Source organism: Bartonella massiliensis (assembly GCF_902150025.1).
GTDB classification, from domain to species: Bacteria; Pseudomonadota; Alphaproteobacteria; order Rhizobiales; family Rhizobiaceae; genus Bartonella; species Bartonella massiliensis.
In genome coordinates this window covers 31,528-43,134 of record NZ_CABFVS010000021.1, presented here as the reverse complement: position 1 = coordinate 43,134, position 11,607 = coordinate 31,528, and the positions used below count along the sequence as shown (strand labels likewise).

At 40.8% G+C, this 11,607-nt stretch carries 9 protein-coding genes and 1 pseudogene; 3 read left to right on the top strand and 7 right to left on the bottom strand.

Annotation, left to right across the window (positions count from 1 at the left end; genetic code table 11):
- Nucleotides 1–643: 643 nt before the first annotated feature.
- Nucleotides 644–2,263: a bifunctional phosphoribosylaminoimidazolecarboxamide formyltransferase/IMP cyclohydrolase gene (gene purH / locus FNZ60_RS05540; protein ID WP_142416673.1), complete on the top strand. Its 1,620-nt coding sequence runs from the start codon at nt 644–646 to the stop codon at nt 2,261–2,263.
- Nucleotides 2,264–2,613: 350 nt separating this feature from the next.
- Complete coding sequence (locus FNZ60_RS05535) at nt 2,614–2,766, top strand: DUF1127 domain-containing protein (RefSeq protein ID WP_142416672.1); 153 nt, start codon at nt 2,614–2,616, stop codon at nt 2,764–2,766.
- A gap of 798 nt (nt 2,767–3,564) precedes the next feature.
- Here the strand turns inward: FNZ60_RS05535 and FNZ60_RS05530 are convergent.
- The 3 genes from FNZ60_RS05530 to htpX form a co-directional block, all read right to left on the bottom strand.
- Nucleotides 3,565–5,307: a heparinase II/III family protein gene (locus FNZ60_RS05530; RefSeq protein WP_142416671.1), complete on the bottom strand. Its 1,743-nt coding sequence runs from the start codon at nt 5,305–5,307 to the stop codon at nt 3,565–3,567.
- 64 nt (nt 5,308–5,371) lie between these two features.
- Nucleotides 5,372–6,736 (bottom strand): RsmB/NOP family class I SAM-dependent RNA methyltransferase, encoded by a 1,365-nt coding sequence (locus FNZ60_RS05525; protein ID WP_142416670.1) that lies wholly within the window; start codon nt 6,734–6,736, stop codon nt 5,372–5,374.
- Between the two features lie 60 nt (nt 6,737–6,796).
- Nucleotides 6,797–7,843 (bottom strand): zinc metalloprotease HtpX, encoded by a 1,047-nt coding sequence (gene htpX / locus FNZ60_RS05520; RefSeq protein ID WP_142416669.1) that lies wholly within the window; start codon nt 7,841–7,843, stop codon nt 6,797–6,799.
- 83 nt (nt 7,844–7,926) lie between these two features.
- On the opposite strand from htpX, the gene FNZ60_RS05515 reads away from it, so the two are divergent.
- Entirely contained in the window at nt 7,927–8,142 is a 216-nt protein-coding gene (locus FNZ60_RS05515) for a DUF1674 domain-containing protein (protein WP_142416668.1), read from the top strand.
- Nucleotides 8,143–8,283: 141 nt separating this feature from the next.
- Here the strand turns inward: FNZ60_RS05515 and rpsP are convergent, their stop codons facing one another.
- The 4 genes and pseudogenes from rpsP to FNZ60_RS05495 form a co-directional block, all read right to left on the bottom strand.
- Complete coding sequence (gene rpsP, locus FNZ60_RS05510) at nt 8,284–8,670, bottom strand: 30S ribosomal protein S16 (RefSeq protein ID WP_142416667.1); 387 nt, start codon at nt 8,668–8,670, stop codon at nt 8,284–8,286.
- A 16-nt stretch (nt 8,671–8,686) separates the two neighbouring features.
- A pseudogene (locus FNZ60_RS05505) lies at nt 8,687–9,015 on the bottom strand (chorismate mutase).
- A 24-nt stretch (nt 9,016–9,039) separates the two neighbouring features.
- Nucleotides 9,040–10,608: a signal recognition particle protein gene (gene ffh / locus FNZ60_RS05500; protein WP_142416666.1), complete on the bottom strand. Its 1,569-nt coding sequence runs from the start codon at nt 10,606–10,608 to the stop codon at nt 9,040–9,042.
- Between the two features lie 244 nt (nt 10,609–10,852).
- A complete protein-coding gene (locus tag FNZ60_RS05495) occupies nt 10,853–11,509 on the bottom strand; it encodes a carbonic anhydrase (RefSeq protein ID WP_142416665.1) in 657 nt (218 codons plus the stop codon).
- Nucleotides 11,510–11,607: the final 98 nt, after the last annotated feature.

Below are 11,607 nucleotides of genomic sequence, written 5' to 3'. Positions count from 1 at the left end.
CACAAAACCACCATAAAATGGAAGTTGCTTCATTGAAAAATGTTTTTTTAAAATAAACGCGCTTAAATTCGCATCATGATGGCGTTTTATTTTGCATAAAAAGCCTCAACCTCATTAAAAAGGCAATGCACAAAAATGTGGGAAAATGTGTTATTTCCACTCTTATAAAAAACATTCTATTAAAAACATTGTCATAACTGCTTTTACAAAAGCATAAAAATTAAAAATGACAGGAAAAATGAGCCCGTATTTCTCCCCTTATAATTTCATATTTTCGCCGGCTATTTCCCGTTTTAAAGATAACTCAAAAGAATATATGCAATATTTCCACCTTCATCTCACATATAAAATCGAATACAACAGAAAATCTACGGACGCGCTTTGTATTTCAAACCTGCTATGAAGATGAGAAGTTGAAATATTGAGTTATAAGCAAGAAAAAACATTTAATGTATCAATGAGACTTTTATACCCTATCACAACACCTCTAATGACGGCATTTTACAGTATAAAAAAGGCAAGTTATCGTATATTTTAAAAAGACAGTTTATCCTTTCAGTGTATTTTGCTAAAGGCTTGTGCTATAAATGTCTCAGCTTGTTTTGCTGAAATTTTAACTCTTTCATTGTTAAGGCTTCTGTATATGGGTATTGCTGCCAAAAATTTTCCCATACCTGATCTTCATCAGGTTCGTCGTGTTCTTCTTTCTGTGTCTGATAAAACGGGGTTGGTTGCCTTTGCAAAAGCCCTTCATGCGACTTACAATGTTGAATTGATTTCAACAGGAGGAACAGCCAAAACCCTCATAGCTGCTGGTTTACCTGTAAAAGATGTTGCTGAAGTTACCGGATTTCCTGAAATAATGGATGGGCGTGTAAAAACACTCCACCCTTTGATTCATGGTGCTTTGTTAGGGGTAAGAGAAAATCCCAGCCATAGGGAAGCTATGGAAAAGAACAACATTCATGGCATTGATCTCTTGGTGGTGAATCTTTACCCCTTTGAAGAGACACGCCAATCGGGAGCTGATCAACAAACGATTCTCGAAAATATTGATATCGGTGGACCAGCAATGATTCGCGCAGCGGCAAAAAATTATGCTTATACCGGTGTTGTAACAGCAATAAATGACTATGATTCGATTTTAGAGGAATTAAAACAGCATAACGGATGTTTAAGCTTATCCATGCGCCATCAGTTAGCAATGCGCGCATATGCACACACTGCTGCTTATGACACAGCAATAGCAGCATGGTTTGCACAGGATTTAAAAATTGAAACACCATCATGGCAAAGTTTTTCTGGTCATCTTGAAAGTGTTATGCGCTATGGAGAAAATCCACATCAACAGGCAGCATTTTATCGCAATAATGAAAAACGTTTTGGTGTTGCAACAGCAAAACTTTTACAAGGTAAAGCACTTTCTTATAACAATTTAAATGACACAGATGCAGCCTTTGAGCTTGTAGCAGAATTTGATCCGCAAAAAACCGCTGCTGTTGCTCTTATTAAGCATGCCAATCCTTGCGGTGTTGCAGAAGGGGAAAATTTGAAAGAAGCTTATTTGAAAGCTCTTATGTGTGATAATGTATCGGCATTTGGTGGAATTGTTGCTTTAAATCAAACCCTTGATGAAGAATGTGCGGAAGAGATTGTTAAAGTTTTCACAGAAGTAATTATTGCTCCTGACGCGACAATGGCGGCACGTGAAATTATTGCCAAGAAAAAAAATCTTCGTTTGCTCATTACAGGTGGCATTCCTAATCCACGTTGTGGAGGGCTTCTTGCGAAAACACTTGCAGGAGGCATTTTAGTACAATCGCGTGATAATGTGGTGGTTGATGATCTTAAATTGCACGTGGTAACCAAACGTGCCCCCACTCAAGATGAAATGCGTGATCTTCAATTTGCTTTTCGTGTAGCAAAACACGTTAAATCAAATGCTATTGTATACGCGAAAAATAGTGCAACAGTTGGAATTGGTGCTGGACAAATGAGCCGCATCGATTCAGCAAAAATTGCTGCAAGTAAAGCCGCAGAAAGTGCAAAAAGAGCCGGCTTAACAGAAACGCTTACAAAAGGATCAGTGGTTGCATCCGATGCATTTTTTCCTTTTGCAGATGGTTTATTAGCCGCAGCTGAAGCCGGTGCAACAGCAGTCATTCAACCAGGAGGCTCCATGCGTGATGAAGAAGTTATCACTGCGGCTGATGCGCAGGGTTTAGCGATGGTTTTTACAGGAATACGACATTTCCGTCATTAATATAATTGGGATAATTTCCTCTTTATATAAAAATCTTTCAAGGTATTTTTCATAAATCGTATATCGATTGATAACCATTGAAATGGGAACCGTTATTCAATCCAAAAAATCTGCACGTTACGAAGAAGTGATCACCGCAGAAAATGCACATAATTTAGCCGCTGTTTTTAGGGATAAAACATTATCATCGTTAATGGCTTTAATCATTGCATTTTTACATAAGACACGTGTTCAATGGGGGGAGAATGTGTGTAGATGCATAGCTATTATGACATTATAACACAACTCTTTTCAGTAAGATGCTCTATTCTACAAACTATAGAGTGTAATATAGAGTTTGAGTAAAAGCTATGAATATTCTACGTTCTTATAGTAATTGGCGTCGTTATTGTCGAACCGTTAAGGCGTTAAGTTGTCTTTCAACATATGAACTCAATGATCTTGGCATTTGTCGGGGTGATATTGATTCGATTGCACGGCGTTATTCGCGTAAATCTTCCTAAAAGTTGTCTAAAAGTTTTTTGAAATATTTGAGAGAATGCTTTGCTATGAAAAGAGGAGCATTTGGTGGTTGGTTGTTGTGACTACATTGCCAGTCTAACTTCATTTTTAGTATAATACCAAAAAGCTAACTTGTGAGAAAAAAGAGCGAGAAGTTAAAGTTTTATAATTTTTTATCAATCAGTTAAGAACATCGTCCAACATTGGGGGATGGAAGAATGTATGACAGGAGCAGCGTGCATTTTTACTAAGCATAAAAATGGCAGCGCGTAGATGCAAAATTCTATTGTCGGATGATGTTGTTTCCTTTTATATTCTCTCACCAAAGATTATTCATAGAACGCCATTGGATTACTATTGACGTGCTTTTTTAAAGAAATATCTCTCAACGCTCCTAAGCTCATTTCACAACCGCATCCATGAACATAAAATAGTATAGCGATAAAAGCGATACCCCCCCTTGAAATAATATAAAATCTATTGGCCCACTATCTTTACGCTTTAGAGAAAGAGCCAGCCAACACCATCGTTATATTTGCCAATTTTCCAGTATTAACGACAGCCCTTGGAGCTCTTGAGAAGGTTTATGAGAGGTATTTTTTCGTACAGCTTTTAGCCCCATGAGCCCGCCCACTTATGAAATGTAAGAAAATGGTTTTGGTTACTTCAATATGGGATAAATCTGAAATAAAAAAATCTTACGATATTCAGTTTTCTAACCAAAGTTGAATGGCAATAATTTATTATTATAAATCAATATATTACTAAGGCTAATAAAATAAAACGCAATATATAAACTATCAATCAGAATAATGTTCTGATTTTTTATCAAATGCTTTACGGATAAAACGCCAACGAACTTTTTCCTGAAATGCAGGACGAAAATATAAAACAATCTGTTGTGTCCGTTGTGGGCCTGCTAATTCTGCAAAATCAATCGAATCTTCAAGACAAATATCCGCATCAGGCGATATAAAATGCCATACTTGCTCACTCTTCATGTCCTCATTCTTTACCGCTAAACACACACGCTCGCCATCATAGGTAACGTCAACTTGTGGATGAATATGAAACCGAACAGCAACATGATCTTGTTCACTTAGCGCATTCTTATGTCTTTTTCTCCCTTTATTGGGTATAAAAAAACGATCAAAGCCTTCGATCATATCTCCACTTGTCGCCAAAATAAGACCACGCTCATGAATAAGATTAAAGGAGCGCACATAACCATTATGGCTCGCAATAAAACCTGTTTTCTCTGAATCCTCTATACGGCGCACTTGGACATCGCTGGGTCCATCAAATAAAAAGGAAGCGCCATTTTTCTTTTTTTTGTAAAAAACACCCACCGAACAATCATTAAGGGTTGCTGTTGAATGCGCAGCCGTAACACGCCCTAAATGTCGATAATCTTCCCGCCCATCAGGATTAACACCGGTATTGATAATAAAACGATGCCCTTGTGAAGACATTTCAAAAGATAAACACCCCGAACAAGCCTGCTGTGCGACAAAGCGTGGTGGAAATTTTCCTGTATCGGCAAGCACTGTTGTTTGATTGGCTTTTAAACGCTGAAACCCTGAATAACGTGCATAACTAAAAGGCTGCCCATCTGTTTCATCAAGCGCCAAAAGTGTCGATAATCGTTTCGATACAAGAGGACCAACCCCATTAAAATGTGCCAATGTTTGATCCTCATGGATAAAGAATCGTAAAGCGGGTAACATACGCTCAACAGAATCAATCAAAATACGCGGTGCTGTTTCATTACTTCGCATGAAAAGATGACGCAAAGACAATAAATCTGATAATAAATTCAATAAGATGATAGGACTACGGGAAATATGCCCACCATCAACCAAGATTTGACGCGAAAGCTCTTCTATAAGCGTGGCTTGTACCTTTTTTTTCACATCCGCAGAAACAGGCAAAGCAAGAGATGCAAACGTCAAAGCTGTTGCTGCTTGTAAACGTTTATCATCATGGTCCATACTGCAAATTGTTACGCGCAAATAACGAAATTGCAAACCAAGTGTCCGTAAAAAGCGTTTTTCAAACCGCTCACTTGCCCCTTCTAACAACATTTTTGAGTGACAAATCCACGAAATCAAACGCCGCGCCACAACAGGACCACTCCAAGCAAGCCCTTTTACCTTTTTTCCAGCATGGTCAAGCCAATCTTCTAAAAGAGCGCGCGCATGCGCCGCAGCTAAATCGCTTTCTGCTGCTTCCATATGGCGTAACCAATGAAAATCATGCAGAGCCGCTTCCCATTCCAGCGTTGGCGAAACCAAAGAAAATGGCGAAACAGCACCCGTATGAACAATATGACCAGCAAAAGCAAAACGACCATGATAAAATTCATGCGCCATTACCGGATCAGCCACATGCAAATCAATGGGATGTGCCAAAATTTTATGAGGACGAAATCCTGAAAACCGCCAACGAAACAATGGTCCAACCCATAAACGCCGCATAACATGCTGTAGCGTATCGACACAAGCTGATATTTTTACCTGAGGAGCTTTTACCGCAACCGCCAAAATTCCATCTCCATCTATGCTGAATCAGATACAATTTCGACCATTTTTGTAAATGAAGCGTTAATTAAGAAATTTTTCGTAAGCGTGCAGAAAAAAAACCATCCATTCCTAAAAATGCGGTTTTCTCAGCATCAAAATCTTTATGACAAAAATCCGCCGGCGTCGTGCGCAACATCCCCTCACAAAGCAAATGTGCCAATGCTCCCATTTCTTCTGGATAAATAGGATCTAAAATAATGTCATTGCGTGTCGATAAAATTTTTTCAATAAGATCTTCACCTTCTTCTCTTGCGAATGAACAATTGGAAAAAACAATTCGTCCCCCCTCCTTTACCAAGGTAATTGCTGCGACAAGCAAATCATATTGTAACGCTGCTAACTTGACGACATCATCCCTTGATTTCGTCCATAAAATATCGGGATGACGACGGATCGTTCCTGTAGAAGAACAAGGAGCATCAAGAAGAACGGCATCAAAAAGCTGTGTGGGATGAAAATTTCTCACATCCCCCTGCCAAATGTTAACAGAAAAATGAAGCCGTTCCATATTTTCTTTTAAACGCTTGACGCGGTTAGCAGAAAGCTCAATGGCTGTCACCTTTGCCCCCTGCAAAGCCAATTGGGCTGTTTTTCCTCCAGGGCTAGCACAAAGATCAGCAACATTTTTGCCCCGAAGCTCTCCTAGTAAATTAACAGGCAACGCTGCAGCAAAATCTTGAACCCACCAAGCCCCCTCACGATAGCCTGGTAAATCAGAAACAGAACACGCCAAACGATTCAATCGAACAGAACCATTGGGCAACACCACACCGCCAAGCCTCTCAGCCCATCCAAAACAATCAGATTTCACTGTCAAATCGAGGGGGGGCTCCACACTTTGAATTTCTATAATCTGATGTGCTTTTTCTGTTCCATAAGCTGATACTAAAAGCTGTCCAAACCACGCTGGAACACCTTCAATAGTCGCAACCTGTTTGCGTAAAGGCGCTGCCTTACGTGCAACATTGCGTAATAGAGCATTTACCACCCCTGAAAAACGACGCATACGCGGATCAAGTTTCGCCACACGCACAGCTAAATCAATAGCCGCATGATCAGGAATATCAAGATAAAGAATTTGCGCCACACTGATATGCAGAAGATGCTGAAGAGAAAGTGCTTGAGAAGGCAAAGGACGTGCCAAAAAGCGTGAGAGAGCTGCCGTAATCTGCCCTCGATGACGCAACGAAGCTGCCAAAATAGCCCGACATAACAAACGATCTCGTTGTGAAAGCTTTAAATACTGTGGATGTCCATGTTCATTATCCGTCAAACCAGAAAGAGGCGTATGCTTATCAACCACCGCCCCTAAAAGACGTACACATACCTGCCGAACAGCCAATCCTGGAACATCTTTTTCAGACACATGCTCCGCTTTTTTCTGTTTCAAAATAACACCTTTATATCCCTGCTTCCCCAAGAAATCCCTCAGAAATCTCCTAAAAAAACTCTATGAACGAGATCTTTTTGAATTTTCATAACGAAGCCAAGAAGGACGTTTTGTGACCCGCTGAAAAGTGCCATCTTCTTGCTCACCTGATGCATGCTCCTGACCACTGCGAAAATCTCCATAGTTCATTCCGCTGCTTCTTTCATGTATAGACCCTTCTTTATTCCATCCCCCACTTTCGGCAAGAGCCCCTTTCATCTCTTCTGCCTGCCGATAAAGAGCTGCAATACGATTTGCCGTTGCTGGATGTGTCGAAAAAAGACTATCCGCTCCCTCACCGCTCAAAGGATTTATAATAAACAAATGAGCGGTTGCTGGATTATGCTCTGCTTCTTCATTATAAACCCCATGCCCTCCATCAGCAATTTTACGCAATGCCGAAGCCAACCATAAAGGATTACCACATATTTCAGCTCCTCTACGATCCGCAGCATATTCACGTGTACGACTAATGGCCATTTGCACAAGCATGGCAGCAAAAGGTGCCACAAGCAACGCAATCACACCTCCAATTGCCCCCGCACCATGAGAATCTTCTGAAGAGTGGCGCTGTCCCCCCATAAAAAAAGCAAAATTACCAAGCATTGAAATTGCCCCAGCAATCGTTGCTGTTAGAGTCATGGTCAAGGTATCACGATGCTCAATATGAGCAAGCTCATGTGCCATAACGCCAGCAATTTCCTCAGCACTTAACCGCTCTAACAAGCCGCGACTGGCCGCAACAGCAGCATTTTGCGGATTACGTCCCGTTGCAAAAGCATTGGGCTGCGCGCTCTCAATCACATAAACTTTCGGTTGCGGAAGAGAGGCTTTTTTAGCTAAATCGCTTACAATCTTATAATAAACCGGTGCGGAATGCTGATCAACTTCACGCGCCCCGTACATGCGTAGAACGATTTTATCTGAATTCCAATAAGAAAAAAAGTTTAAACCACTTGCCATCAAAAGAGCAATGACCATGCCACCGCCCCCTCCAACAAGATAACCAACCCCCATAAAAAGAGCCGTTAAAAAAGCAAAAAGCATGGCTGTACGCATTATGTTCATTACTCAAAAAACTCCATGATAAAATACTGTCGATACTATATGATGGGATTTTCTTTCTGCTTCTTCAATGGAATAGGTGTAAAATGAATAAAAAAGATGAGAAAATAAGCCAAAAAAATGCAACTGTCCTTCAACAGCCCTCTCTTTCTCCAGCCGCACAACGCGCCCTTAAAGAAGCTGAAGAAAGACGAAAAAGCGAAGCAGAAAAAGAACAACCGTTGGAAAATGGTGGACGCGGCGGCAAAGACCCTTCCCGCTATGGAGACTGGGAAATTAAAGGCCGCGCCATCGATTTTTAAAGCCATAGATTTCTAGAATTGGACTTTTTAAAAGCCAACGGTGTTTTAAACAAACACCCTTTTAAAGAAGATCCGTTTTTGCTCATCAAAAACGGATAATATTTCTTCCTCTAGAAGTTTTTAAAGAGGCGCTTTAAACAATCATGCTTCTTGTGCTGGAGCAGATTCTGCTTCAGCCGACGCAGCAGCTGCTTCTTCTGCTGCTTGCTTTGCAGCCGCTATACGTTCTTGTGCTTTTTTGCCCGGTTCACCTTTATGGGGGTTATTGCGGGTTGGACGCTTTTTTAAACCAGCCGCATCTAAAAACCGTAAAACACGATCTGTTGGTTGTGCCCCTTGCCCAAGCCAATATTGGATACGTTCTTCACTAAGTTTCACCCTCGGTCCATCTTTAGGCAACATTGGATCCCATGCACCAACACGTTCAAGAAATCGCCCATCGCGCGGACTACGAACATCTGCAACAACGATATGATAGTAAGGACGTTTTTTTGAACCTCCACGGGACAAACGAATTTTCAATGCCATATTTTATCTCCTATTATCAGCTCTGGCTTTCGTTTAAATTGACTTTTTTGTTTTTTGCTCCTCAGCAATAACTTCATGGTGACGCACAACTTCTTCAATAATAAACTTTAACAATCTCTCAGCAAAATCAGGATCAAGATGACTGTCTATAGCCAATTGCCGCAAACGCGCGATCTGATATTGCTCACGCAGAGGATCTACCTTAGGTAGATCATAATGCGCTTTTAAACGCCCCACAGCTTTCGTACAACGAAAACGCTCTGCTAAAATATGAATCAAGGTTGCATCAAAATTATCAATAGATACTCGTAAATGCGCCAATTCATCTAATACTGTTTCCTGCATTATACTTCCTTCCCTCTTCTCATCCTATTTTTTCTTAGGATGCTGAGGAAATTTTCCCCTATCGGCAATGCCATTGGAAAGACCAGGAAATGTAGGTCCACGTCCCGGAAGTCCGGGCAAGAGCTTCCCTCCCTGCCCACTTTCAATCTGCTTTTGAAGCGTTGAGAGTTGTTTTGGATCCAATCCCGATAAATCAGGCACAGCTGGAGAATCGCTATCCAAATTTCCCATACCTCCAAACCCCATTTTGGAACCAAGACCTCCTAACATTTTTCCCATCAAACCGCTTTTTCCTTTACCCCCCATGGCTTTCATCATATCAGCCATTTGGCGATACATCTTCAAAAGTTTATTAATATCAGCAGCCGTTGTCCCAGACCCTTTAGCGATTCTTTGTTTACGGCTATGTTTTAAAAGTTCTGGATGTGCACGCTCTTGCGGTGTCATGGATGAAATAATGGCCAATTGACGATTAAACAAACGATCATCAAGACCCGCCGCCGCGATCTGCTCTTTGACTTTGCCCAATCCTGGCAACATGCCCATAATACCGCCCATTCCGCCCAATTTTTTCATTTTCTGCAACTGTTCTGCAAGATCATTTAAATCAAATTTTCCTGCCTGCATTTTTTTTGCAAAAGCAGCAGCTTTCTCGTGATCCATTGTTTCAGCAGCTTTTTCAACCAAAGAAACAATATCCCCCATTCCAAGAATACGATCAGCAATACGACTGGGATGAAACTCTTCTAAAGTCTCTATTTTTTCACCCGTTCCAATTGCTTTAATGGGCTTGCCTGTCACAGCACGCATGGAAAGGGCAGCACCCCCACGCCCATCACTATCCATTCGTGTTAAAATAATCCCTGTAATTCCTACACGCTCATCAAAAGAACGCGCAAGATGAACAGCATCTTGCCCCGTCAAGCTATCAGCCACCAGCATAATTTCATGAGGAAAAGAACAAGCTTTAATTTCAGTCAATTCAAGCATCAAAGCCTCATCAATATGATTGCGTCCTGCTGTATCAAGAAGGAGTACATCATAACCACCCAATTTAGCAGCTTGCACGGCACGTGACGCAATATCAATGGGTGATTGTCCCGCAATAATAGGCAAACTCGCAAGTTTTGCTTGTTCTCCCAATTGACGCAATTGCTCCTGTGCGGCAGGACGACGTGTATCTAATGACGCCATAAGAACTTTTTTATTGTGCTTATCAGTAAAACGTTTTGCCAGCTTTGCTGTTGTGGTTGTTTTTCCGGAACCTTGCAAACCAACCATCATGATAACAACAGGCGCAGGTGCATTCAAATCACTCAAAACGGTTTCATTTCCAAGAATATGAACCAATTCGTCATGAACAATTTTAACCACCATTTGGCCTGGTTTAATTGATTTAACAATTTCAGCCCCAACAGCTTTTTCCCGAACTCTATCGGTAAAAGAACGGACAACATCAAGAGCAACATCAGCTTCCAATAAAGCGCGCCGAATTTCACGCAGCGCTTCTGCAACATCCTGATCCGACAAAGCACCACGCCCCGTCAAATGAGACAGGATAGAACCAAGTCGCTCTTGTAAGGATTCAAACATTATCTACCTCATTGTTGCCGAACAAAGTTGCATAACGAACAAACCAAAACAGCATCCGAGAACGCACCGCGCCGTCGGATGTTGACCTCTGAGATCTCTTTATACCCTTTAAAGTGGGGTCTCAGTCGGTGGCTCCAAGTTAATTTTGTCACTGAAAGCTTGCTCCTTCAAACAATAAAACCCCAGCTTTGTCAAGTTTTATCATAAAATATCTTTTTATACGAAGAAATAAAAACAACAAATACTACACTTTAACACGTTCAACTTCAACACACATAAAACACCCTGTTTCCTGTTCCATACGCCATAATTTCCCGCTAGAAATATCAAACCAAACCCCGTGCAATGTTAAAATACCTTGATCTTTGCGGAACTTTATCCACGGAAACGTCTCTAAATTTTTCAACGAATGGCGAATAGAAAGTTGCTCTAAAGCCGTTTGTTTTTCCGGCCAAGACAGCGACTTATTATTCAAAACGATTTCTGTGGCTGGCGCTAAAAGACTAATCCATTGACCAATAAAATCATTTGACGATAAAGACTTACATGTCTCCTTAAGAGCCGTACGCACACCACCACAATGCGCATGACCAAAAACAATAATATGTTTTACCTCAAGCAATTGCACAGCATATTCAAGAGCTGCTGATGTTGCATGATATTGATCATCCGGAGAAAAAGGAGGAACCACATTTGCCACGTTGCGCAGAGTGAAAATTTCCCCTGGCTTAGCATCAAAAATCATTTCTGGAACTGCACGCGAATCACAACAAGCAATAACCAAAACTTCAGGTTTTTGCCCTTCAAGTGCCAATTGTTGATACTGCGCTGTTTTATACGAAAAATGATTATTTATAAAATTTTGGTAACCACTTAAAAGTCTTTCTGGTAAACGGCTCATTCTCTCTTTACTTTTACTTCTCTCTTTATTTTTATTTTATATATTTTAAAAAACAAACTATTAACAGACAAAAATACTAAAAAGTCCCTTTCATTGAT

Bases quoted from the DNA above. Each gene is read 5' to 3' on its own strand.
- FNZ60_RS05495 (WP_142416665.1), bottom strand. From the start codon at position 11,509: ATGAGCCGTTTACCAGAAAGACTTTTAAGTGGTTACCAAAATTTTATA.
- FNZ60_RS05535 (WP_142416672.1), top strand. From the start codon at position 2,614: ATGAATATTCTACGTTCTTATAGTAATTGGCGTCGTTATTGTCGAACC.
- FNZ60_RS05515 (WP_142416668.1), top strand. From the start codon at position 7,927: ATGAATAAAAAAGATGAGAAAATAAGCCAAAAAAATGCAACTGTCCTT.
- htpX (WP_142416669.1), bottom strand. From the start codon at position 7,843: ATGAACATAATGCGTACAGCCATGCTTTTTGCTTTTTTAACGGCTCTT.
- rpsP (WP_142416667.1), bottom strand. From the start codon at position 8,670: ATGGCATTGAAAATTCGTTTGTCCCGTGGAGGTTCAAAAAAACGTCCT.
- ffh (WP_142416666.1), bottom strand. From the start codon at position 10,608: ATGTTTGAATCCTTACAAGAGCGACTTGGTTCTATCCTGTCTCATTTG.
- purH (WP_142416673.1), top strand. From the start codon at position 644: ATGGGTATTGCTGCCAAAAATTTTCCCATACCTGATCTTCATCAGGTT.